Annotated in this window: 23 protein-coding genes; 2 read left to right on the plus strand and 21 right to left on the minus strand. The window is 38.8% G+C overall.

Translation table 11 applies throughout. From position 1 onward, the window contains the following. Positions 1-22: 22 nt before the first annotated feature. Both U9R83_RS20155 and U9R83_RS20160 read right to left on the minus strand, forming a co-directional pair. Positions 23-448 carry a hypothetical protein gene (locus tag U9R83_RS20155; RefSeq protein WP_226554957.1) on the minus strand — a complete coding sequence of 142 codons (426 nt, stop codon included), beginning with the start codon at positions 446-448 and terminating at the stop codon, positions 23-25. Then, complete coding sequence (locus U9R83_RS20160; protein WP_014458543.1) at positions 438-599, minus strand: hypothetical protein; 162 nt, start codon at positions 597-599, stop codon at positions 438-440. Before U9R83_RS20160 ends, U9R83_RS20155 begins: the two co-directional genes overlap by 11 nt. A gap of 214 nt (positions 600-813) precedes the next feature. Between U9R83_RS20160 and U9R83_RS20165 the strand changes: the two genes are divergently transcribed. Then, positions 814-1,569 (plus strand): DUF4397 domain-containing protein, encoded by a 756-nt coding sequence (locus tag U9R83_RS20165; RefSeq protein ID WP_014458542.1) that lies wholly within the window; start codon positions 814-816, stop codon positions 1,567-1,569. 30 nt (positions 1,570-1,599) lie between these two features. On the opposite strand, the gene U9R83_RS20170 is transcribed toward U9R83_RS20165, so the two are convergent. From U9R83_RS20170 to ilvA, 7 genes are all read right to left on the minus strand, one after another. Further along, complete coding sequence (locus U9R83_RS20170) at positions 1,600-2,172, minus strand: YpmS family protein (RefSeq protein WP_013058738.1); 573 nt, start codon at positions 2,170-2,172, stop codon at positions 1,600-1,602. Positions 2,173-2,184: 12 nt separating this feature from the next. After that, a complete protein-coding gene (locus tag U9R83_RS20175; protein WP_014458541.1) occupies positions 2,185-3,069 on the minus strand; it encodes an SGNH/GDSL hydrolase family protein in 885 nt (294 codons plus the stop codon). A gap of 236 nt (positions 3,070-3,305) precedes the next feature. Then, complete coding sequence (locus U9R83_RS20180; protein WP_140451028.1) at positions 3,306-3,884, minus strand: SCO family protein; 579 nt, start codon at positions 3,882-3,884, stop codon at positions 3,306-3,308. A gap of 24 nt (positions 3,885-3,908) precedes the next feature. Further along, positions 3,909-5,525 carry an ATP-binding protein gene (locus U9R83_RS20185; protein WP_014458539.1) on the minus strand — a complete coding sequence of 539 codons (1,617 nt, stop codon included), beginning with the start codon at positions 5,523-5,525 and terminating at the stop codon, positions 3,909-3,911. Positions 5,526-5,675: 150 nt separating this feature from the next. Continuing rightward, entirely contained in the window at positions 5,676-6,518 is an 843-nt protein-coding gene (locus tag U9R83_RS20190; protein WP_014458538.1) for a DegV family protein, read from the minus strand. A gap of 169 nt (positions 6,519-6,687) precedes the next feature. Further along, entirely contained in the window at positions 6,688-6,939 is a 252-nt protein-coding gene (locus U9R83_RS20195) for a YpmP family protein (protein ID WP_013058743.1), read from the minus strand. A 161-nt stretch (positions 6,940-7,100) separates the two neighbouring features. Further along, positions 7,101-8,372 carry a threonine ammonia-lyase IlvA gene (gene ilvA / locus U9R83_RS20200; RefSeq protein WP_013084697.1) on the minus strand — a complete coding sequence of 424 codons (1,272 nt, stop codon included), beginning with the start codon at positions 8,370-8,372 and terminating at the stop codon, positions 7,101-7,103. Positions 8,373-8,603: 231 nt separating this feature from the next. Between ilvA and U9R83_RS20205 the strand changes: the two genes are divergently transcribed. Next, on the plus strand, positions 8,604-8,840 hold the full coding sequence (locus tag U9R83_RS20205) for a hypothetical protein (protein ID WP_014458536.1): 237 nt from the start codon (positions 8,604-8,606) through the stop codon (positions 8,838-8,840). A 147-nt stretch (positions 8,841-8,987) separates the two neighbouring features. On the opposite strand, the gene U9R83_RS20210 is transcribed toward U9R83_RS20205, so the two are convergent. The 12 genes from U9R83_RS20210 to U9R83_RS20265 all read right to left on the minus strand — a co-directional run bounded on the left by U9R83_RS20210 (position 8,988) and on the right by U9R83_RS20265 (position 23,215). Beyond that, positions 8,988-9,473 (minus strand): dihydrofolate reductase, encoded by a 486-nt coding sequence (locus U9R83_RS20210; RefSeq protein WP_014458535.1) that lies wholly within the window; start codon positions 9,471-9,473, stop codon positions 8,988-8,990. Next, positions 9,470-10,264 carry a thymidylate synthase gene (locus U9R83_RS20215; protein WP_013058746.1) on the minus strand — a complete coding sequence of 265 codons (795 nt, stop codon included), beginning with the start codon at positions 10,262-10,264 and terminating at the stop codon, positions 9,470-9,472. The genes U9R83_RS20210 and U9R83_RS20215 overlap by 4 nt, the downstream gene beginning before the upstream one ends. Before the next feature lie 256 nt (positions 10,265-10,520). After that, positions 10,521-11,423, minus strand: a complete 903-nt coding sequence (gene purU, locus U9R83_RS20220; protein ID WP_042991947.1) for a formyltetrahydrofolate deformylase — start codon at positions 11,421-11,423, stop codon at positions 10,521-10,523. A gap of 285 nt (positions 11,424-11,708) precedes the next feature. Beyond that, the gene (locus U9R83_RS20225) at positions 11,709-13,514 is read right to left on the minus strand and encodes an IucA/IucC family protein (RefSeq protein ID WP_226701602.1); all 1,806 of its coding nucleotides are present in this window, start codon (positions 13,512-13,514) and stop codon (positions 11,709-11,711) included. Next, positions 13,511-14,665, minus strand: a complete 1,155-nt coding sequence (locus tag U9R83_RS20230) for an MFS transporter (protein WP_115654799.1) — start codon at positions 14,663-14,665, stop codon at positions 13,511-13,513. The genes U9R83_RS20225 and U9R83_RS20230 overlap by 4 nt, the downstream gene beginning before the upstream one ends. Positions 14,666-14,668: 3 nt before the next feature. After that, the gene (locus U9R83_RS20235) at positions 14,669-15,958 is read right to left on the minus strand and encodes a lysine N(6)-hydroxylase/L-ornithine N(5)-oxygenase family protein (protein ID WP_042991942.1); all 1,290 of its coding nucleotides are present in this window, start codon (positions 15,956-15,958) and stop codon (positions 14,669-14,671) included. Further along, the gene (locus U9R83_RS20240; RefSeq protein ID WP_042991941.1) at positions 15,937-16,530 is read right to left on the minus strand and encodes a GNAT family N-acetyltransferase; all 594 of its coding nucleotides are present in this window, start codon (positions 16,528-16,530) and stop codon (positions 15,937-15,939) included. The genes U9R83_RS20235 and U9R83_RS20240 overlap by 22 nt, the downstream gene beginning before the upstream one ends. After that, positions 16,527-18,281, minus strand: a complete 1,755-nt coding sequence (locus tag U9R83_RS20245) for an IucA/IucC family protein (protein WP_243549883.1) — start codon at positions 18,279-18,281, stop codon at positions 16,527-16,529. Before U9R83_RS20245 ends, U9R83_RS20240 begins: the two co-directional genes overlap by 4 nt. Continuing rightward, positions 18,259-19,779, minus strand: a complete 1,521-nt coding sequence (locus U9R83_RS20250; RefSeq protein WP_042991938.1) for a pyridoxal phosphate-dependent decarboxylase family protein — start codon at positions 19,777-19,779, stop codon at positions 18,259-18,261. The genes U9R83_RS20245 and U9R83_RS20250 overlap by 23 nt, the downstream gene beginning before the upstream one ends. 1 nt (position 19,780) lies before the next feature. Beyond that, positions 19,781-21,145 (minus strand): aspartate aminotransferase family protein, encoded by a 1,365-nt coding sequence (locus U9R83_RS20255; RefSeq protein ID WP_115654801.1) that lies wholly within the window; start codon positions 21,143-21,145, stop codon positions 19,781-19,783. Positions 21,146-21,407: 262 nt separating this feature from the next. Then, positions 21,408-22,100: a copper homeostasis protein CutC gene (locus U9R83_RS20260; RefSeq protein WP_014458532.1), complete on the minus strand. Its 693-nt coding sequence runs from the start codon at positions 22,098-22,100 to the stop codon at positions 21,408-21,410. 251 nt (positions 22,101-22,351) lie between these two features. Continuing rightward, positions 22,352-23,215 carry a hypothetical protein gene (locus U9R83_RS20265; protein ID WP_243549885.1) on the minus strand — a complete coding sequence of 288 codons (864 nt, stop codon included), beginning with the start codon at positions 23,213-23,215 and terminating at the stop codon, positions 22,352-22,354. Between the last annotated feature and the right edge of the window lie 47 nt (positions 23,216-23,262).

Below are 23,262 nucleotides of genomic sequence, written 5' to 3' on the forward strand. Positions count from 1 at the left end.
TGTATGTGCATTCGCCCATTTTTTACTTTCTCTTACGCCATATTCGCCTTTTGGGCTGCAACGTATACGAAAACAATAAAAGTAAAATGCTTCCCATCACCAGTAACGTAGTAAAATCTTTCATAAACTCAATAATGACCCCTATATACGGGAGATGGTATGCGTAGCTTCCAATCACTTTAAAAGAAGCAGGCAAAGAATCTCTTTGAGCTGTAACCAGTACATCAAGCTCTTGATTATGGGCCAGTACAAGTTCATTCTTTGAAGAAGATGATTCGTCTCTAAAGACAACTATATCTCCGCGATGCAGTTGGTGATAATCCGTTTCTTGAACGGTAACGGTGAAACCAAATAGGCTTGGAACTGTACTAACAAATAAAAATGTAAAGCAGATAGCATAAAGAACAAGTACATATCGAAACGCAGAAAACATACATTTATTGATCATAAGTAATCAGCTCAATTCGCTCGGTTACTTTATTTAGCGCGGGAGTAATGTGAATAAATGAAGTAGAGCGCTCTGTAAATTGAATTAAAAGTAGCAGCAGTAAAAAACTTAACATCATTAACCGTAGCATCCGAGCATAAAAATCGCGCATGCTCTCACTCCTTTTTCCTATACTAAATTCGGTCGTACAATAAGCCTTCAGTCAATAATTTGATTCAGTATATGCACATAGAGGGCATTTGGCTCATTGTTTCTTCTGGGAGGTCTCGGGAGTGATCAGTGATCGGCATAAATTATGAGTTTTAGCATATGTTTGGTTACGTATGGAAATGTTTTTATACTCCGACAATAAGGGAGCTGAACATATGGCTAATTATTCCTTTGATCAATATATTAAAAAAGCAATGAAATACGATTTTCTAGCTAACTACTATAAGTATAGTGATCCATCTAAGCATATTCATTATTATCAAAAGCATTTGTACTATATTCAGCAGGCCATCTTAACTTCTTCTGAAAATACGAATTTGCGCGTAAATCCGCCGCAAATTCGTATACTTCACGCTTCTCCAGATTCTCCATCTGTAGATATTTATATTAATAACAAACGAGTGATTCGCAATTTAACTTATAAACAAGAAACAGATTATATTGAATTACAAGAACCTGGAAGATATACAATTTCTATTTATCCCGCTGGAGAAACGGGAAGACCTGTTTTAACGGAATCATTTACATTTGAAGGAAACCAAAATTACACGGTAGCGGCGGTAGATGAGCTAAACAAACTTGATTTACTATTTATCTATGACAATACGGATGTACCAAGTGGAGAAACAAAGCTTCGGTTTGTGCACCTTTCTCCTGATGCTCCTGCTGTGGATATTGCGGCTAGAGGCGGAGACGTCATTTTTTCTGGAGTGCAGTTTAAAGAAGTCACAAAATATTTGCCTTTGTCCCCCATGCATGTTCAACTTAGTGTGCGCATAGCAGGAACCAAAAATGTAGTACTCGAAATCCCGGCACTGAACCTTCGTCCGAATCGAACATATACGGTATATGCCGTCGGATTTGCTAAAAACCGTCCTGCATTAGAAGCGCTGATTTCTCAAGATCGTTAACAAAAAAACCTTCCAATTTGGAAGGTTTTTTTATTCACTGCGCGAAATTAAACGTACGCGAATATCATCATTTTTCAAATCAAACTTTTGTACTTTTACAGCAAAATCACTCTCTAACTTCATCTGCTGTAAAGCTACGTATACTGATTCATTCTTTGGATCAATCGTTACCCATTCTGGTAGCGCAAAGTTATTATTTACGTATCGAAGCACTGTGCGGACAGGAAGCTGCAGCTTTCCAACAGAAAGTGACTGCTGTTCAAGCACAATATCTCCATTTTTTTGTACGATTGGATCAAATGTCATTCGAATATTAATATCATCGCCGAATACTTGAATCGTACCGTCTACTCTTACTACATCGGTAAGAGTAATTTTGTAGTTAAGCGGCTGATTCTTAAATTCTTTTTTTAAATATTTATCAATCAGTACATTTAAGTCCGCTTTTTTAGCCAAAATAGTTAATTCTGCGTCTCCTTCTACTTTTTCAGAGGGAGTTGGATTGGCCTTGTCAACCGGTTGAAAAATAAACGCAATAATAAGGATAGCCCCTAGAACATTAATCCCTAATAACGCGATAAATAGGGTTTTCCACTTCTTCATATAACAATCTCCTTACTCGTTCCCACTCTCTTTCGTGTTTTTCTCTTTTTCATCAGATGTAACTTCTTCTGCTGTTTCCTTTTTCTGGTCTCCAACGAGAGGATCTTCTTCCTCCATTGATTTACTAATGCGCTCAGCCATTAGTTTGTACCCTTTTTTATTAGGGTGAAACTCGTCTTTCCCTAATAAATTTACGTCAGAATCATAAAAAATATCATCAATTTTTACATAACTTACATTATCATATTGAGAAGCAATTTTCTCGCTTGCCGCATTCCATTCATTAATAACGACATTAATTTCTTTCACATCACTTAACGATTTAAAGAATGGATTATAAAAACCGATTAAATAAATATGAGCATTAGGATTGAGCTTACGTATACGTGAAAATACGTCATTTAGACGTTTTTCATATTTAGACTGCTGTGATTCAAACGTCTTAATTGAGATATTGTAAAAGTAATCCCTTACCACTTTCATCACGTCATTGCCGCCAATCGTCAAGAAAACGATGTCTGCTCTGGATACTTCAGCTGCTACTCCCGGCTGATTTAACCTCGCTAATAGCTGATCCGTCCGGTTTCCTCTTTTACCTAGATTCTCTGTTCGTACATTTTGCACTTCATTTTGTTTAGAAAGGTATTTAGTTAAGTATGGTACATAACCGCCTTTTTTAGACTCATCTCCTACTCCTTCTGTTAATGAGTCGCCAATGGCTACAATATCTAAATCTACAGGAAAAAAGCCTTTCGGAATATGCTTTTTAGGTGTTAAATCCACTTCTTTCTGAACGGCTTCTTCTTTATTGTCCGTTGGCAAAAAAGTCGTCGTCGAACAGCTCGCTAACACCACCGCACTCATACTGCTTATCACTATACTTTTCCATTTTCTCATCATAACACCTACTAACTATGCTGTATTCTCGCTGTCACAAGCAATACTGCTTACCGCTCTGAATAACTATATCTTTATATCTTATCATACTATGTCAAGTTGATATTTTACTACGTTTCTTATATATAGTATATGTAAAAAAAAGGATAAGCATGTTTCTTTCATAAAAATATCCGCTAACACATCACTGTAAAGATAGCTGTGTTTGGCGGATAGATTTGACGGATTTATAGCTCTTACTGAAGGATTTTGATATCTTTTAACATATCTTCATAAGGAGGATCAGTCACTCCCTGATAAGATTTTTGAACGACTCCATCTTTGTCAATTAGAAAAAAATCCGTACCGTGAATAACCTGCGGATTTTCTTGCGGCTTTTTCACAATCGTTTTAAATTGGTCCAGCGCAAACTTTTCAATTTCTGCTTGTTTATAACCCGTTAAGAAATCCCAATTCGAAAAATCAGCGCCAAATTTAGTCGCATAGTCCTTCATTTTTGGTGGAGTATCCACTTCAGGATCTACGCTAAATGAAACAAAGCGAACGTCCAGCCCTTCATCCTTGGCCATTTTTTGTAATTTAGCCATATGAGCCGTCATTGGGGGACATACGGTTTCGCAGCTTGTGAATATGAAGTTAGCTATCCAAACGTTCCCTTTCAGCTGACTTAGCCCTACTTTCTTTTGATCTTGGTTAACATAAGAAAAAGAGTCCATCTTCCAATTAAGCGGATTTTCTATTTTGGAACCACAGGCTGTTAACATCATACAACTAATGAGCAGTAAAAAAAACAATTTATAAGACCAGCTTTTCATATGTTCCTCCTGCACGGTTAAAGTTTAGTCATAGCTAGGGAAAATCAAGGTAAACGTTGAACCTTTTCCTGGTATGCTTTCCACTTCAATTCTTCCATTCATTTGTTCAACCAGTTGATAAGAAACCATCAGACCAATCCCTGTTCCTTTTTCTTTTAAAGAATAAAACGCTGTTCCCAGCCGGTTCACTTGTTCACTGGTCATGCCTATACCAGTATCTTCAATTTGAATATGTACATATCCTTCTCGCTTGTAAAGTCCTACTCGAAGCGTTCCTCCAGTTCTCATGGCTTCAATTCCATTTTTCATAATATTAAGCAGAACTTGATTCAATTCGTTTCGACTGCCGCGAACATACATCTCTTCTTTTGCGTCTAATTCTATGAGTATATTGTTTGTTAACAAAGCATAAGAAGATAATAAGTCTACTAAGCTTGTAACACACTCTAAGCAGTTAATAAAACGATGCTGATGAACATCCGGCTTGGCTAAAGATAAATAGTCATGAATAATCGCTTCCGCTCTGTCCATTTCGTTAATCATAAGATGAATGTAACTTAATTCAGTGTTTGAAAGCTTTGTATTATCTTGAAACAGCTGCAAAAACCCTTTTACCACCGTCATAGGATTTCGAATTTCATGCGCTACAGAAGCAGCTAATTGACCAATTGCATTCATTTTCTCTGCTCGCTGCAATTCCTTTTGCATCCTCGTTTTTTCCATAATAACTTCTAACTCATCAATCGCTTTAGCAATTCCATCTTTTGAATGACTGAAATTTGTTTCTACGTTCAGCTGTTCTTTTGTTGCTGACACTTGTTGAAAAAGCTGCTGAAGCCGCTCGGTCATTTCATTAAATCTTGTGTGTACATTCCCTAACTCAGAATCATTTTCGTGTGTCAGCTTCACATCAAACTTCCCTTGGCTTACTGCTTGAATTCCTTCTATTAATTCCCCTAGGGGTGACATTAATCGTCTTAGTCCCCAGTCTTGAATAATAATAATGAAAGTAAACAGAAGCGTAAACGCAACGACCAATGCTACAATTAAACGTTTTTGGTAGATATAGATAGCGCTTGCATCTATATCTACACCAAGAATAGCCACAACTTTTCCAGAGCTGTTTGTAATAGGCGATAAAACGGTTATCCACGTCCCGAATTCGTCTTTGTATGTAGATGTTACAATATTCTTCTTTTCTTGTTCTGCTTGCTTAAATGATTTGTAAAATTCTTCTCCCCCATAATAAATCATGGAAGGCTCTAGTGATTGCTTAATTTTCTTATTCGCTGTTACGATAATCTTATTTCCATGCGACTTAAATTTTTCGGTCGTCATAATATATCCCTGCAAGTACGACGGATGCAATTCATAAATCTTTCTAAACTGCTTTTCTAGCTCGTCTTTTTCAGGAAGCGTCCCGTTCCTTGAATCCACTGCTGCTATTACGTCTTGTTTAGATAAAGACTCCCTCCATAAATCGGTCATAATTAACGCGTGCTGCGTTAGTGTCTCTTTTGCCATCTTTTTTTGAACTTGATAGCTAATGGCTAAAGAAATGACTCCAAGGGCAACTACAATTAAAGTAGAAAATAAAACCGTTTTGTTAAACACACTCAAATTTCGAATATATTTTTTCATCGGTATACTCCGGATTCAAAAGAATAGTAACCAGCACAGCATTCGCTGGTAGAAAGTTGATTCTATTATATCACACGTTCGTCCACTTCTCTTTCTCCTTTTTCCAAAAAAGAGAAAGCCAAAAAAGTGACTTGCAAAAAGCAACCCACTTTATTCAGCAAAATACATAAAACCAATTGCACCAATACCCGTATGCGTCGAGATAATAGGCGTCGTGTCTTCAATCGAAAATTGCGTATAGCCCCTTGCCTTCACGATTGATTCTTTTAACTTAGAGGCGAGTCCAAGTCCATCTGCATGCACAAGCCCTACTCCTTTAATACTTTTTCCTTCTGTATGTTCTTCGAACTGTTTCGTTAAAAACTTAACAATTTGAGAATGGCTGCGTACTTTAGCAACAGGAGTATATACTCCGTCAGCTAGAGAAGCAATCGGCTTAATATTTAGAAGAGAACCGATCAACCCTTTTCCTCGCCCAATACGTCCACCTTTAACCAAATTTTCAAGCGTATCAACTACGACAAAAAGATTCGTATTTTGACGCACCTCTTCCAAGCGCGTGATAATTTCTTCTACTGTATGCCCCTCTTCAATCATTTTCACTGCTTCAAAGACTTGAAATGAAAGAGCTTTTGTAATGTACATAGAATCAACAACAGTGATATTTCCTTCTACCATTTGAGCCGCGCTTTCAGCTGCTCGAACAGTTCCGCTCATTCCGCCAGTCATATGAATAGAAATGACGTCATACCCTTCACTCACTAATCTCTCATATACTTCAACAAAAGAACCAATAGCTGGCTGAGAGCTTTTTGGTAATTCTTTTGAATTTTTCATTTTTTCAATAAAATCTGTTGGCGTTAATTCCACGCGATCTAAATACGTTTCATTATCAATGTTAATACATAAAGGTATCATCTCAATACCATACTTTTCAGCTTCTTCCAACGTTAAATCAATTGTTGAATCCGTTACCACTTTAATTTTCGCCATGTGTTCACCCCTATAAGATGCATTGCAGACTAGTATAACATGAACACTTACAACAATATAGTTATAATAGAATGCAAGTTTTGCTAATTCGTAAAACGCATGTTCAACCTTTTAGATTAACAAAAAAAGTTGACTCTGCTGAAATATTCAGAAAAGTCAACTTTTACGTTTATGCATTATGCTTTAATACATGAGACTTAAAGAGCTGTTCGTAATCTTTCCATTTCAACACGCGTTTTAAATATTCTTGAAACGAGTAGGTTTGCTTCGGAACTGATTCGTTCGTGATTTGTCTAATAAATAAATCAAGTTTTGCAGATAACATGAACCGAAACGTGCTATTTTCCTCTAAAACTGGAATTTCAGTAATTTTTACTTTTTGACCACTGACATGTTTAAATTCAAGGCTTTTTAATAGCAAGGCGATCAACCCTCTTTTTACCCGTTTATTTTATTATAATGCTTAAGGCACTTTCTGTCTTGATAAAATAAAAAGAAAACACAAATATTTTTTAAAATAAAAATGCTTCACCAACTTATTCGACAGTTGATGAAGCATTCCTTTTTAAAATGAACTTCTATTTAAATAAATAAGTGAAACAAGTTGCTTTCTTTGTTAATTTCTGTGTAAGGAAATCCTTTTTTATCCATACGATTAATCAGTGGATAGTAATCTTCTTTATGCTTGAGCTCGATTCCCACAAGTGCTGGTCCGCTGTCTTTGTTATTCTTTTTTGTATACTCAAAGCGCGAAATATCGTCTGTTGGTCCAAGCACTTCGTCTAGAAATTCACGAAGAGCTCCTGCGCGCTGAGGGAAATTAACGATAAAATAATGCTGTAATCCTTCATAAATCATCGAACGTTCTTTGATTTCTTGCATACGTCCAATGTCATTGTTTCCTCCACTGATGACGCAAACAACCGTTTTTCCTTTAATTTGCTCACGGTATGAGTCAAGAGCAGCAATTGAAAGAGCTCCTGCTGGTTCTGCTACAATCGCATTTTCATTGTATAGAGATAAAATGGTTGTACAAACCTTCCCTTCAGGAACAACTACAATATCGTCCACCAGCTCTTTACTGATATCATATGGAAGCGTTCCAACTGTTTTAACAGCCGCTCCGTCTACAAATGGATCGATTGCCGGTAGCGTCACTACATTTCCATTTGCTAAAGATGTCTGCATGCCAGGTGCGCCTGCTGGTTCTACCCCAATCACAGCTGTTTGAGGCGAGATGCTTTTTACGTATGTGCCGACACCGGAAATTAATCCGCCCCCGCCGATACCCGCAAATACGTAGTCAATTTCATCTTCACAGTCATTGAACATTTCAACGGCTACTGTACCCTGTCCTGCAATAACGTCTACATCATTAAAAGGATGGATAAATGTTCGATGTTCCTCTTCACTGCATGCAATAGCTTGTTCATAAGAGTCATCAAACGTGTCTCCGATTAGGACAACTTTCACGTTATCTTTGCCTAAAAATTTCACTTGATTAATTTTTTGACGTGGTGTTGTGCTCGGCATAAAGATTTTACCGTCAATATTTAAATGACGACACGCATATGCTACACCTTGGGCGTGGTTTCCTGCACTTGCACAGGCAATTCCATTCTCTAATTCTTCTGGGGATAATTTTTTAATTCGGTTGTACGCACCGCGAATTTTAAATGAGCGCACCACCTGTAAATCCTCACGCTTTAAATAGATATTACATTCATATCGTTCAGACAAAACGTCATTACGCTGTAGTGGTGTATGCACAACAACATCTTTAATCAATTGATTTGCAATCATGATGTCCTCTAAATGTACGTGTTTTGTTCGATTATCTACTTGTTGTTTCATAACCAACTTCCTTCCTCTTCTACCATTATTAATTTGTACATTATATCACATAAAATTTAGAAAAATCATTATTTTTCATTAATAATAACTAAAAAAACTTTTCTGACTATTTTAGTGTCCACATACTTTACATATGTTTAGCAAACGCTAAATAGACTTACAAAATTGCCCATACTTTCTACATGCAGCTGATGCAATAATAGGTATAAATTAAGAAAGGTTGTGGAATAAATGGAGTTTTCGCTTCAAAGTCATGAAAGTGCCGTTCCCTGCGAAGTAACGGCAGACGAAGAAAACGGAAGATATATGCTCCGCAAAGCAGATACAAGCGGAGAAGTTTTTAATACACCAAGCGAGCTGATTCAATGGATTGAAGCAAACTGGAGCGCTGAACAGTTTGTGAGCACAGCCGCTTTTCACGAAATGATGAAGCAGTTAAAATCAATACAAAAAGAGATGGAGACATAACGAAATCAATCTAAAGACGAACAAATGGAATACATGAAACCTAGGTTCATCATCACAAAGAAAAGATCCGAACGATTCATGGTTCGGATCTTTCATCAACTAAAATACTTTTGTCCCAGACTCGCATTTTTTTATTAATAAGAGAAATTAGCTTCGCTCGTATACTGTAAAATAATACGTGTAGGGATTTTTTTCATCTTTAATTCCTTGTTGCTTCGAAATAACTCTCCATTCGCTCAGGTTAACCGCAGGAAAATGTGTATCTCCTTCAAACGATTCTTCAATATGCGTAATATAAAGTCGGTTTGCAACGTCTAATGTTTGCTCATACAGAGTAGCTCCACCAATCACAAACAGCTCGTCTTCTTTTTCAGCATCTAATGCTTCTAGTTCCTCAACTGAATGAATAACGGTTGCTCCTTCTTGTTGATAATCTTTTTGACGCGTAAGAACCACATTTTCGCGATTAGGAAGCGGTCGTCCAATTGATTCAAATGTTTTTCTTCCCATTACAATCGTATGACTCGTTGTGATGCGCTTGAAATACTTTAAATCTTCGGGAAGACGCCATGGCAAATCATTCTCTTTACCGATCAGCCTATTTTGATCCATTGCGACAATGAGGGAAATCATACGCTCACAGCTCCTTTGATGTGAGGATGCGCATTATAGTCTACTAACTCAAAGTCTTCAAATTTAAAGTCAAAAATTGACTTTACGTCTGGATTGATTTTCATTTTTGGCAAAGCATGAGGCTCACGCGTTAACTGCAGGTTTACTTGTTCAATGTGATTGCTGTAAATATGCGCATCGCCAAACGTATGAACAAAATCACCTGGCTCTAAATCACAGACTTGTGCCACCATCATTGTAAGCAGCGCATATGAAGCAATATTAAACGGTACGCCTAGGAAAATATCAGCTGAGCGCTGATACAATTGACAAGACAATTTGCCGTCCGCTACATAAAACTGAAATAAGCAGTGACACGGCGGTAAAGCCATATTGTCTACATCAGACACATTCCAGGCGCTTACCATTAAGCGGCGAGAATCAGGGTTGTTTTTAATTTGATTGATAACATTTGTAATTTGATCAATTTTTTCGCCGTCAGGCGTTGGCCATGAACGCCACTGATGACCATACACAGGGCCAAGCTCGCCGTTTTCATCCGCCCATTCATTCCAAATGCGCACGCCGTTATCTTGTAAATACTTAACGTTTGTATCTCCTTGTAAAAACCAAAGCAGTTCATGAATAATTGATTTCAAATGAAGTTTTTTTGTCGTTAATACGGGGAAACCTTCTTGTAAATTAAAACGCATTTGATAGCCAAATGTGCTAATTGTACCTGTTCCTGTCCGATCTTCTTTTTTTGTTCCATTTGCTAACACATGCTCGCAAAGTTCAAGATATTGTTTCACTTCCGACACTTCCTTTATTAAAAAGTCCTTTTCTATTGTATAAGTGTTCACGAGCTAAGTAAACAACTAAATCTCAGCGCATTTAGAAAAGTTTTTTATCATTTAGATACGCGATTTCCCCGAAAAAACGAGAATGAGACCTACGTTTACCATGACCATAAAAAAAATCCGAACGAATTTCATTCTCTCTCAAGAATTTCGATTCATCGTTCGGATCTTCCTTCGGCTAAACTACTCTTTAATAGCTTAGTCTTTGTTAATTAAATACAATTGTGCGGTTTTCATGCACTAAAATGCGGTCTTCTAAATGCCATTTCACAGCACGTGCGAGCACCGTACGTTCAATTAAGCGGCCTTTTTTCTTTAAGTCATCCGCATCATCACGGTGGTTCACGCGTTCAATATCTTGTTCAATAATTGGTCCTTCATCCAAGTCGTCCGTTACATAGTGAGACGTAGCACCAATTAATTTTACACCTCGTTGATATGCGCGTTCATATGGACGTGCCCCAATGAATGCCGGTAAGAATGAATGGTGAATATTAATGATACGATAAGGATTTTCAGCCACAAAAGTCGGCGTTAAAATTTGCATATAACGTGCCAAGATAATCACGTCAATATTATAATCTTTTAATACCTGCAGCTGTTTGGCTTCTGCTTCTTGGCGAATGTCCTTTGTCGCCGGTATATGCTTAAACGGTATACCGAATGATTCAACCACTTCGCGCGCATCTTCGTGATTGCTCACAACGACAGCGATGTCTGTCATCAAATCTCCGCTTTCCCATGCCCACAGCAGCTCTAGTAGACAATGAGGCTCTTTTGACACAAAAATAGCTGTTTTTTTCAAATTATGAGCATATGTAAACTGCCAGTTCATTGAAAATGTATCGGCAATTTTTTTGAAGCTTTCTTCTAGTTTTGCTTCTTTAGCTAATAAATCCTCACATTCAAATTCGAAACGGATAAAAAACATACCCCCTTCATGGTTCGTTGAATGTTGACTTGATTCTACAATATTTGCACCGTGCTCATGTAAAAACGTAGACACAGCAGCTACAATACCGGGTTTGTCCGGACAGCTAATTAGCAGCCGACCTCGGTTTTTATATTTCTCTTTATATGAAGTTAAATGTTTTTGAATATGCGATTTCATGTAATTCCCTCTCTTTTTTTAAATATACAGACAATTGTACCATTATCCTTGTAGCGATGCGACATTGAAATAAGGCTTTGACAAAAGAAAGCCGAAACGTTTGCTTCAGCTTGCGTATTTGTTGTTCTACCATCTACTCCATCAAATCGTTCATTCACTGATCTTTACGTTCTACACATACATAAAATGAGTATTTCCTAAAGTGCTGCCGCTCATCCCCTTCGCTTCCTGCTTTAGAATTAACCATAAAAAAGCCGCTAGTACAACACTTGCGGCTTTTCCTTATTATTGCACGGCTTTTTCACTCACTTCATGCAAGGCATTTCTCACCATACCATATTCACTTGCGTGAGGACGATCTGCGTCATCTTCGTATCCGTAATCAAACATTCGATTTCGATTTAACGTTAATTTCGTAATAGTTGGACGTAATAAATCAAACAGTTCAAATCGTTTTTTCAAATGTGGAAATGATGCTTGATAATGTAAAATTTCTGCTCGTACACTTTTCCAAAAGTCCGCTTCTTCTACGCCTTCATGCTCTTCTAAAATAGTTGCTAAATAGCGGAAGTGACAAACAAATAATCCTGTTAAAATAAACTGCGTCAGTCCTTCCGGCTCTTCGCTGCGCAGCACTTCTTTTAATTCAAAAGATAGCTGCTGCAGTTCTTCAAACGGCTGATCGCTAATATTCACGTCGTCTACAAAATCCTTCATAATAATTCGAACGGGCTTGTTATGTTTGAGCACTAATACCGTATTTTGACCGTGCGGGGAAAATACAGTACCGTATTGATACAAGTAATGAAGAAGCGGCGGCAACACAGCGCTGGTTAACGCATCAATCCACTGGTTAGGAGTTAAACCCGACTTTTCTATATACGAAGAAACTAAAGCTTTCCCTTTACTGTCAACATGTAAAAGCGCAGCTAGCGTAATCGCATGCTCTCCTTCTTCTAACTCTTGATAGATGCTTTCACGCCACACTACTCCAAGCATCTCTAAATACTGATACGGTGCGTTTTTTATAGAAGCAAACGTCGGCTGAGTTACGTTTAACGTAGCCACTTCACCTAAAAGTCCTACTTTGCACGTATCTTTTAAAAACGCATCGCGATCTCGTATGCCTTTAATGTGCTGAGTTACCTGAGGTGCAATGACCGTCCGCTCACTTGGAAGCCCTCTGTATACAAGGGTATTTAATATACTCATGGGAAGCTTTACATGATATTTATCTCGATTTGTTGTATTCACAAATGTCCGAATCGACTGCTGAGGAAAGTATTGATCTTCACCTTCTCCTAACGGAACAATTAAATCATTTGCAATGTATTCAGCGAATAAAGGAACAATTACGTTCATCCACTGCCATTCATGAACGGGAATATAATAATAGTCCGCTGCTAAAAGGTCTTGGCTTGTTAATTCTTTTTCAAATTCACCTAGCCTCTCACCGCTTAGCTCCTGCTTCATAACATCATCAAAGCCGAGGGTATCTAATGAATGAAACGAAGCAATTTGCTTCGCTACAGCAATCCATGAAAGCTGAATTTCTTGTTTTTGCTCAGGTGCAAACCGCAGATAATCATCATAGCCAAACCCGATGCGCCCTTTGTTGTATGTAATCCAAGGGTGTCCCGTCATTTCACCTTCTAGCTCCGCATAATCCATATCTGCTAATTCATCAGCTGATTTTCGATTTTGCAAATGCATGTCTGCTATTAATGTATGAAAATATTCTTTTGCTAAGTGACCTGCGGTTGAGCTAGACATTCCTTTGTCTTCAGATAGGCTGATTAACAGCTGCAAGGCCTCCGAAAATGTAGGGGTTGACGTTTTAGATGTCAACTTAATACTTTCTGGCAGTACAGAAAAACTGTCAAACAATCGCTGTTTCGCTTGATATGTATACGTAACGCCCCGGTGATCTTCCCATCGATATGTGGCAAGCGCACCCTGCTTTTGCAGCTGTTTTGGCTCAATAATATTTTCATACATGAATTCCTGCAGCATTTTAGCTAAAAGCTGTCGATTTGCTTTTTCCCATGATTGCTTATTAAATACGGAAAGATTCGTTTCTTTGATTTTCATCCTTCATTCTCCTTTACTTGTCTTAGAATAGGGATTGTTTTATTACGCAGCGGCATTACAAGGCTAGCAGCTAGCAAAGCAGCGGCACCAGCTGCTAAAGGAAGCGCTAAATTTACTTTGCTGATTTCTAGTGCTAAAAGCGGCGCTAGCAGCAGGGCAATATTTTGAACAGCAATAAGCCAGCTGTAATAGTAAGCAGCTCCTTCTTTGCTTTTTTGAAATAAATAGATATCAAGTATAACCATGCTGAGATAAAACCCAGCTCCATATAAAATTCGGCTTATAATAAACATGCTGAGATGATCGGCGTATGCTTGCAAACATAGCAGTAAAGCACTAGCACCCGTTACGCCATAAAAAAGCGGTATAACTTTGCCATTAAATAGCTTTGTAGGTACCGTAAGCTTTAAGACGATTGCCATAATGCTCGGCATCACATACAACAAAGCGCTGCCTTGACTGCTTATGCCATATGTGTCACTTGTAAACAATGTAAAATAAGGGCGAATGACATTGTGTCCAAGGTGAAAAAAGAAAATAGCCAGCAAATAGAAAAAAATAGGCTCGTTTATGCTTTGAATGGATAGTGTTTTCTCTGTTTTTAAAGGTGATGCTTTTCTTGTTATGAGCCATACGGCCAGTACCATATCAGCTAAAGCAAAGTATTGATATACTTTAAGCGGCATTTCCCATGCAATAATCGTACTTCCAAACAAGCTAGCCACAATAATAGCCGTATGAACAATAAATACATAGGTTGTTGCGGCACTTGCCTTTTTCTGTCCATTTTTCATGCCGCCTACTAAATATGGGTACAAAAGATATAAACTGCTTTGAAACACAAGTAATACTAGCGAAGTGACTAAAAATCCATAAAAAGTAGAAACTTCGCTCAGAATGACTTTAATTAAGGCTGTCATTAGAAGGGACGCTGCGATTATATGTTGTACTTTCCACTTCTTAAGCAGCATTCCCCATAAAGGAGTCATAACAATGACCACAATCCGGCAGCAAATAATAAAAAAAGACGTCATTGCGACTCCATCTACATGGAAAGCATTTGTAAAATACTGTGGATAAAATGGTGATAACAATACCTCTGACGTCATGGTCATAAACAAACAGATAAAAACAAAGCGCGGAGAAATCATTTCTTAAAATCCAAACTTTTGGAAGACAGTATTTTCATATATTTTGTACACGTTTTTACCTGCAATTTGATTAATCAAAACAGCATTTCGATAAGCGCCTAAACCTAAGTCTGGGGCTCCAACCCCGTGTGTATGAAGCTCTCCGTTTTGAACAAATAGCGGAGCGCCTTTTTTCTTCATCTCAACTTGATAAAGTTCGCTAATTTCCAGCTGTCCTTTTTCATCAAACAGCAAATGTTCTTTTAAACCTTCCATAAAAGCAGGCTCTTTTGCATGATAGCCCGTAGACATAATGACAATTTCACTTTCTTCTTTTTCAAACGAGTCCTCCTCGTATTGGTGAAGAGTAAGAAGATGTGTATCGTTTGTCTTTTCAACGCCTGCAAGTTCCGTAAGCGCCCGCATCGTTAGCGGCACTTCTTTTCCGCCAATCGTTCGCTCATAAATTAAATCATAAATATCACCGATCGTTTCAAAGCTTATTCCTTTGTATAAAAGAGCTTGATTTCGTAAAACGCTCTCTTTTTTCTCTTGGGGCAATCTGTAAAAATAGCGGGTATAATCCGGTGAAAAATGTTCAAGACCAAGCTTTGAATACTCCATCGGATAAAACCCTTTTGAGCGCGTATACCAATTCAGCTTATAGTCAAATTCAGGCTGCTGTTGAAGTAAATCATAGACAATTTCAGCTGCGCTTTGACCAGAGCCAATTACGGTTATACTTTTAGCCTTCAGCGTTTGCTCACGATTCATTTTATAATGAGCGGAGTGATAAAATGTATCGCTTGCCACTGTTTGAAAGTCTCTTGGCATCACGGGCTGCGTACCTACTCCGGTTACAAGATGATAGCTGTAATAGGTATGAAGCTTTCCTTCTTTTTCAACCGTTACTTCATAAAAAGGTTTAGCGTCTTCATGCATTTTCACTTCTATTACTCTGCTGTTAAATTCAAGTCCGCTCAGCCGGCTCGCTACCCAGCGGCAATAATGATTGTATTCATTTCTCGGAATATGGAACTTCTCAAAGAAATAAAACTGATACAAGCGCTCATGCTCATGCAAATAATTTAAGAACGTGTATGGACTTTTCGGATCCACCATCGTGACCACGTCTGCCATGAACGGAACTTGAAGAGTGGTCCCTTCTAAAAGCATTCCTGGATGCCAGTTAAACTCATTTTTTTGTTCAAAACATTTATATGTACAATCTGTTTTATCAATTAAAGCTGCTAATCCTAAATTAAATGGACCAACTCCTACTCCAATTACGTCTAAAATGTCCCGTTGTTCCATTCGCTCCACCTTCTTTCAAATACTTTTCTTTCACATTTCAGCAGTACGCCTGTTTTATCAGGCAGCGACACTTCTTTCATAAATTGAAAGCCGCATTTTTTAAATACTGCAATCATCTTTTCATTTCGTATATCTGGTTCCGCTATTACTTTAGCAGTATCTGCTACCTCGAACTTGTGCTTTAGTAAACTAAGAAGGAGGGGATAAATATAGCCTTTTCCTAAAAAAGCAGGTTCTCCAATTAATAAATGAATCCCTTGATCCCCTTTTTCATAAGGGTAATAGTTACTGATTATGTCACCTTCAACCGTATAAGATTCCCAGTAGCTCATAGGTACACCGTCAATTTCTCCAATTAGCAGTTTTTGATGGGAATCTGCTAGAAATGTTTTTAAATGCTGCTCATACGCCTGTTTTGAAATATTTAAATTCCAATACGGAATAACATGCGGTTCATGCATCCACTTGTACAGCCGTTCATAATCTTTTGCAAAAGAAACAGAGCGAAAGGTGATGCTCTGCTCCTTCTGCTGAATCATAAAGGGATACTGCGTTTGTAATGCTGATTTCATACACGTACACCTGCAAATTCGTACAGAGGATTTTCAACATTCACATAAACAGACTGCGTTTCAAGAGAGCCTACCAGCTCATCCATATCATGAACGCGCGTTAAGAAATTGGCTTTGCAAGGAAGCACTTTCTCCTCTAACATCGATGAAACAAGCCCCGTATGATCTTTTTCTTTGTACATCTCTATTTCTTGTCGCAGAGTCAATAGCAGATCTGACTCTTGAACGAGGCCAGCTGCACCAAAAGCATTAACTAATCCTAAAATATGATTAAAAAATACGTAATAACGAAATCTTTCTTCTGCTACAGCGTCATCACATACCGTATCGCTTTCTCCGTTTAAGGAAGGAAGCAGCTTGCGAAGCTCTTGTTCCTTTGATTTCATAAAGTAATAGCCTTGGTTGTCGCGGTAGTAAAACACCGATGGATATCCGTTTTCATCAAGTTTAATAACGGAATTTTGCTGATGAGCTTCTAACGCAATTCCTTTTTGAGTGTAAAGCCACATCATCGGGTGAAAAGAGACATCTAAATAGCGTTTAAACCAACTCTTGCTTATGTCTTCATTCGTGCTATTTTCACTTGCAGCAATATAACTAATAATATTTTCAATTTGAGAAGCTTCTCCAAACACATGATCTTGACACAAACTTGCTAGGAGTGTTGTACGATCTCCTTGGTTACCTTGAAAAGGGTTGCTTCGAATCATGACTTCAAACCCAAGCTCCTTCTTTCCAACCGTGATGTAAGCAGGATCTTCAATTACTCGAAAAGCCGGATGCTTTTCTTGAAGCTCCGCCTGCAATCCTTCTTGTAATAAACGACTCACTTCTACACCTCTGCTTAATTCTTTGCGTTTATTCACTCTCAGTGAATTAGTAATTTTTACTGGAATAGAAAATTTGTACATCACATCTGCATCTTCACTGTATACGGTTCGAACAGACGAAGTCGGGTAAAACGGCTGACCGTGTGGCCCTAGATAAGCAAGCCTGCCTTTTTGAATCCATTCACACACTTCTTCTTTTCCTAAAAGATAACGAGCTTGCAGCGGATGCATAGGTATAAGTGAATAATCGTCCGCTTGGCAATACGACTGTATGAATTCTTCAGAAACCTTCTTATCTTTTTTCAACTGCTCTTTAATAAGGTTTGAAGCGGTTTGACTCCCGGCGGACTGTTCTTCAACAAGAGATTTATGTGCTTTAAAATAATGAAGCTGAAATTTGCCGTTCACTTCAGGCCCAAATACCTCTTCTTCTTCAGGTAATATCCCTTGACGGCTTTTAGGTGTTGGATGAAGCTGGTGGCCAATAAGCAGTGACTGCTCAGATTCTAAGAACGTTTTGTCCCATTTATAGCACGCTTCTAACTCTTTCTGTCTTTTTTCAATGAACAATTTCATATTTTCGTAGCTTAATAGCACACGTACAATTAACTCATTCACCTGTAGTAAATGCTCTGTTACTTCTTTTAAAAGAAAGGCTAAAAGAGTGACGACATCTAACTCCTTGAGCTCCTCTTTCTGAATGCGATAATAAAAGACCGGAAAGAACAAGTGACGTCCGGTAGCTGAGCGGTACTTTACTGGAAAGTAAAGAGTTACCGGCTGTTTTTCTAGCCTAAGAACGAGCGTTTCCTCGCTTTTCATTCCTGAAACGGACTGCCATACTCCCTTACCTGTTTCTCGAACATAGCAATTAATAATATTTTGCATCGTAATAAAATTAGCCGATAACTGAGCGTTCACGTAATCGCTCCTCCTTTTTCTCCAACTCTTTTCCTAAAGCCACGACTTCCTCTAACTGAGTGGCAACAGAATCAACTGTAATCATAGGATTTAACATCGTTAGCTTTAAATATGCCTGCTCTTTATGCTTTGTTTTTGCCATGATAAACGTGCCTTTTTCATATAAGTGCTTCTGAATACGCTGATTCAACTTATTTTCATAATGCTGCTGTTTTCGACAATCACCATATAAAGTATCTGGCACATAGCGAAATACAACCGCGTTCAGATAAGGGTCATTTAACACCGCAATATTCCTTTGCTTTCGTAAATGTTCAGCTGTTTGCTTAGCCGTTTCGATCGTATGATCAACCATTTTTCCATACTCATTTGTACCTACTGCATGGAAAGTCAGCCATAGCTTCAAGGCGTCAAATCGTTTGGTCGTTTGAATACTGCGATCTACCAAATGTACATGCTCATCTTCTTCAGGATTTAAATAATCTGCATGAAGCTGAATGTGTTTGAACATAGCTGAATTCTTCAGCAAAAATGCCCCGCAGCTTACCGGCTGATAAAACCACTTATGAAAATCCATCGTAATAGAATCTGCTCGTTCAAGAGCTTTTAAGCGTTCACGATATTTATGTGAAAATAGCAGCGCTCCTCCATAAGCGGCGTCAGCATGAAGCCAAAGCCCTTCTTTTTTAGCTAGCTCACTTATTTGAAAAAGAGGATCTACGCTTCCAAAATCCGTCGTACCTGCCGTTGCTACAACAGCAAAAGGAAGGTTTCCCTGTGCTTTGACTTCCCGTATTGCTTCTTCTAAATTTTCTATATCCATCTCGTGCCTTTCATTGCACTTTACACTCACCACTGCATTCATGCCCAGTCCAAGCTGAGCTGCAGATTGCTGCACCGTAAAATGGGCTTTTTCGGAGCATAAAATCCGCAGTTTTTTAGCTTGGATCGGTAAGCCTTCTTCACTAACATTAATTGAAAAGGCAGCATGACAATATTCATTACGAGCAAGCAGAAGTCCCATATAATTCGACTGAGTCCCTCCGCTTGTAAAAACGCCGGAAGAAGAGCTTGGATAACCAATTTGTTTTGTTAACTCATCAATCACTTGATCTTCTATATACGTAGCTGCCGGACTTTGATCCCACGAGTCCATAGATTGATTCAAAGCAGAAATCATCACTTCCGCAGCAAGGGCCGGTATAATCGGAGGACAATGCAAGTGTGCCATTGCCCCGGGATGCGAAATATGAAGCGAATGATCCATCACTACGGCTTGTACGTCATTAAACAAGTCTTCTAGCGGCTGTTCGTGTTCGCTAAAATAGACCGAGCGATTGACTAAGTTCGATAGTTCGTGAATGTCTATGTGAGTATAAGGGGCTTTTAGTGTATGGTAGTGACGTTTAATCATCTCTGTCATTCCGCCTATCATCGCTTCATAATTCTCGAGGCTTTCTTTGGATGATGATAAAAACCACTTTTCAAACGGTGCCATTCTATTTATTCACCCACTTCTCTTCTGCTGCTTTTACGGCTTCTTCAAATCTCGTTAATATTTCATCCGTTTGTTGTTTTGTTAAAATTAACGGCGGAAGAAAACGAATAACTGCACCATGCCTTCCACCAACTTCTAAAATGACTCCTCTGTCAAAACATTCTTTTTGAATCAGCTTAGCTAGCTCACCGTTTGCAGGATGACTACCGATTTTATTAGCCGGCTTTGTTGCGTCTATGATTTCAACGCCCAGCATCAAACCTCTTCCGCGTACATCGCCAATCGACAATACTTGCTTTTGGATATGTTTTAGCTGGTTTTGAATATAAGCTCCCAACTCGTGAGCATGTGCAGGTAAGTTTTCTTGTTTTATAAATTGCAGAGTAGCTCGTCCTGTAGACATCGCAAGCTGATTTCCTCTAAACGTACCGATATGTGCACCGGCTTCCCATTGATCAAGCCTTTTATCATAAAGCACAACTGATAAAGGAAGGCTTCCTCCAATTGCTTTAGATAGCACTAATACATCCGGTTCAATACCAGCGTGCTCGAATGCATACAGCTTTCCTGTTCGTCCAATTCCAGTTTGAACTTCATCTACAATAAGCGGAATGTTTCGTTCTTTTGTGATTCTGCGAAGCTCTTTTAACCATGGAATCGGCGCTGGAACAGAGCCTCCTTCTCCTTGTACAATTTCTACTACAACACCCGCCGGAGTAACAATTCCGCTTTCAGGATCATCCAGCATATTTTCAATGTATGTACTAATGTAAGTGTGACCTTCAGCGCCTACGCCAAACGGGCAGCGGTATTCATATGGATAAGGTAAAAAATGTGTGTCGGGCACTAGCGCATGAATGTGCTTTTTGGGACTCGTTGTACCGCTAATGCTTAACGTTCCGTGCGTGGAGCCGTGATATCCTCCTTGAAAAGATAAAATCGTTCGGTTGCCTGTTGCTGTTTTTACAAGCTTCAAAGCCGCTTCAATTGCGTCTCCTCCAGTTGGACCGCAAAACTGTATTTTCGCTTTGTTTGCAAATTCTTCTGGTAAACTAGCAAATACTTCATCGATAAAAGCTTCTTTTACAGGCGTTGTTAAATCTAATGTATGTAAAGGAATAGATTTTGTTAAAACGTCTTGTATTGCTTCATGAACTACGGGATGGTTATGACCTAGAGCAAGCGTGCCGGCTCCGGCTAAACAATCAATATACTCTTTTCCATCCATATCCGTGATCACGACGCCCTTTGCTTGCTTAATCGCAATAGGAAGGCGCCTCGGATAAGATCTTGCATTGGATTCTCGTTCATTTTGCATAGCAAGCAGCATTTCGTTTGATGTAAGTTGTTTCGTTGACGTTGACATATCATATCCTCCTGTTTGTTCAATTGATAATGATTTTCATTAACAATTACAACAATAAATGATAATGATTATCACTGTCAATAATTATTCTGAAAATATGAAATTATTCCTATTTCACTCTAAAGTCGAAAAAACTCAGCATTTCTCTTATGTATCAAGGATTAAAAGAGTTTTATGATGTTTTCCAATTAGGGAAAACTATGTAATAAGTCCCTTTCTATTTCCAAATAAAAAAGTGCTACAATTTCTTGTAGCACTTCTGTTACTTTTGCTTATTCATCGTTTCTTTTGCAGCTTTTACACTCCTTGGGTCAAGCGGTTTCGTATATTGACAATTCACTCGAACCCCTGAACCAATACGAATTTCTTTCACCGGAGTAACGGATAAGAACGCTTGAAGATTTTCAGGTTTCAGCCCTTTTGTCCCGATTAAAATAATATCTTTATCTTTCATTCTTCTTAACAGTTTTTTAATATGAGGAATACCGTTTAGTGCACTTTTATCCGCTCCTGAAGTCATAACACGCTGAATTTGCTTATAGCTTAAAAGCGTTTCAAGCGCCTTTTCTTGATCACTGATTTCATCAAATGCTAAGTGGAACGTTACATTCATTTCTCCTGCCGCATCCAGCAGTCGCTTTAAAGCTTGCTCATCGATAATTTTGTCTTCTGTTAAACAGCCAATTTCAATTCCATCAATGCCGATTTCTCTTGCATAGTGAATATCTTCAATCATTGTTTGCAAATCATCTTCATCATATTGAAAAGATTGATTATGCGGACGAATCATTACAAATATTGGGATATGTATCGTTTCTTTTACTTTTTTCATCAAACCGTAGCTTGGGGTTAAGCCGCCTTCACCGATTCCAGTTACAAGACTTATACGATCGGCACCATGTTCCTGGGCAACTTTAGCATCATGTAAGGTTGCAGCTGTGACTTCTAATATCATTCTAAAAACACCCTTTCCCCTTTAATATAGAGCCTTTGCCTTCTTTTCCCTGTATTTATACTTAAAAAACTCTACCAAACTCTCTTATGTAAGAAAACACCCAAAAGATGTGATTAATATTTGCAAAAAATTGAATGTCATGGAAAAAGAGTAAGAACTATTCTTTTTCTCATGACGTTTCAATTAATAAAATTCTATATTTATACTAAAGATCCAAAAATACATCCCTTTTATCTAGGGTAAAGGATTTATTAAAAAGAGCGTGGATTTGTTTGTTGCATGAACATCCACTCATTTAAAGAATGAGGCTGCTGATGACCAACGGGTGCTGAGAAATCGCGGCATCCGCAATCATGCATTGGCATTTGACCCATTCCTCCGTGCATTGGTGGCATTCCACCTTGCATCGGCATTTGACCCATTCCTCCGTGCATTGGTGGCATTCCACCTTGCATCGGCATTTGACCCATTCCTCCGTGCATTGGCGGCATTCCACCTTGCATCGGCATTTGACCCATTCCTCCGTGCATTGGCGGCATTCCACCTTGCATCGGCATTTGACCCATTCCTCCGTGCATTGGCGGCATTCCACCTTGCATCGGCATTTGGCCCATTCCTCCGTGCATTGGCGGCATTCCACCCTGCATCGGCATTTGGCCCATTCCTTCGTGCATTGGCGGCATTCCACCCTGCATCGGCATTTGACCCATCCCTCCGTGCATTGGCGGCATTCCACCCTGCATCGGCATTTGACCCATCCCTCCATGCATTGGCGGCATTCCACCCTGCATCGGCATTTGACCCATCCCTCCATGCATTGGCGGCATTCCGTCTTTCATCGGCATTTGATCCATCCCTCCATGCATTGGCGGTAGTTCTCCGTACATTGGCATTTGATTCATGTCTTTTTGCATAGTTGGCATTTGACTCATTCCGCCATGCATCGGCGGCATTTCTCCGTGCATCGGCATTTGACTTGTGCCTTCTTGTATCGGCATTGCCTGCATTTCCTTTGCAGAAGGCATTGGCGGCATTTTAGCAGGTTTAGGTGCTGCTTGCATATATGGATTGGATATCGGTTGTCCGGTTTGTTTCATTCCATACGAATTTCTCATTTTTAAGGGCTCCTTCCCATTCTCTTACTCTGTTTACGTTATTCTTT

The organism is Priestia sp. LL-8 (assembly GCF_036227845.1).
GTDB classification, from domain to species: Bacteria; Bacillota; Bacilli; order Bacillales; family Bacillaceae_H; genus Priestia; species Priestia zanthoxyli.

Excerpts from the sequence above, each read along its gene's own strand:
- U9R83_RS20155 (WP_226554957.1), bottom strand. The coding sequence starts at position 448 with ATGATCAATAAATGTATGTTTTCTGCGTTTCGATATGTACTTGTTCTT.
- U9R83_RS20160 (WP_014458543.1), bottom strand. The coding sequence starts at position 599 with ATGCGCGATTTTTATGCTCGGATGCTACGGTTAATGATGTTAAGTTTT.
- U9R83_RS20165 (WP_014458542.1), top strand. The coding sequence starts at position 814 with ATGGCTAATTATTCCTTTGATCAATATATTAAAAAAGCAATGAAATAC.
- U9R83_RS20170 (WP_013058738.1), bottom strand. The coding sequence starts at position 2,172 with ATGAAGAAGTGGAAAACCCTATTTATCGCGTTATTAGGGATTAATGTT.
- U9R83_RS20175 (WP_014458541.1), bottom strand. The coding sequence starts at position 3,069 with ATGAGAAAATGGAAAAGTATAGTGATAAGCAGTATGAGTGCGGTGGTG.
- U9R83_RS20180 (WP_140451028.1), bottom strand. The coding sequence starts at position 3,884 with ATGAAAAGCTGGTCTTATAAATTGTTTTTTTTACTGCTCATTAGTTGT.
- U9R83_RS20185 (WP_014458539.1), bottom strand. The coding sequence starts at position 5,525 with ATGAAAAAATATATTCGAAATTTGAGTGTGTTTAACAAAACGGTTTTA.
- U9R83_RS20190 (WP_014458538.1), bottom strand. The coding sequence starts at position 6,518 with ATGGCGAAAATTAAAGTGGTAACGGATTCAACAATTGATTTAACGTTG.
- ilvA (WP_013084697.1), bottom strand. The coding sequence starts at position 8,372 with ATGAAACAACAAGTAGATAATCGAACAAAACACGTACATTTAGAGGAC.
- U9R83_RS20205 (WP_014458536.1), top strand. The coding sequence starts at position 8,604 with ATGGAGTTTTCGCTTCAAAGTCATGAAAGTGCCGTTCCCTGCGAAGTA.
- U9R83_RS20210 (WP_014458535.1), bottom strand. The coding sequence starts at position 9,473 with ATGATTTCCCTCATTGTCGCAATGGATCAAAATAGGCTGATCGGTAAA.
- purU (WP_042991947.1), bottom strand. The coding sequence starts at position 11,423 with ATGAAATCGCATATTCAAAAACATTTAACTTCATATAAAGAGAAATAT.
- U9R83_RS20225 (WP_226701602.1), bottom strand. The coding sequence starts at position 13,514 with ATGAAAATCAAAGAAACGAATCTTTCCGTATTTAATAAGCAATCATGG.
- U9R83_RS20230 (WP_115654799.1), bottom strand. The coding sequence starts at position 14,665 with ATGATTTCTCCGCGCTTTGTTTTTATCTGTTTGTTTATGACCATGACG.
- U9R83_RS20235 (WP_042991942.1), bottom strand. The coding sequence starts at position 15,958 with ATGGAACAACGGGACATTTTAGACGTAATTGGAGTAGGAGTTGGTCCA.
- U9R83_RS20240 (WP_042991941.1), bottom strand. The coding sequence starts at position 16,530 with ATGAAATCAGCATTACAAACGCAGTATCCCTTTATGATTCAGCAGAAG.
- U9R83_RS20250 (WP_042991938.1), bottom strand. The coding sequence starts at position 19,779 with ATGGCACCGTTTGAAAAGTGGTTTTTATCATCATCCAAAGAAAGCCTC.
- U9R83_RS20255 (WP_115654801.1), bottom strand. The coding sequence starts at position 21,145 with ATGTCAACGTCAACGAAACAACTTACATCAAACGAAATGCTGCTTGCT.
- U9R83_RS20260 (WP_014458532.1), bottom strand. The coding sequence starts at position 22,100 with ATGATATTAGAAGTCACAGCTGCAACCTTACATGATGCTAAAGTTGCC.
- U9R83_RS20265 (WP_243549885.1), bottom strand. The coding sequence starts at position 23,215 with ATGAGAAATTCGTATGGAATGAAACAAACCGGACAACCGATATCCAAT.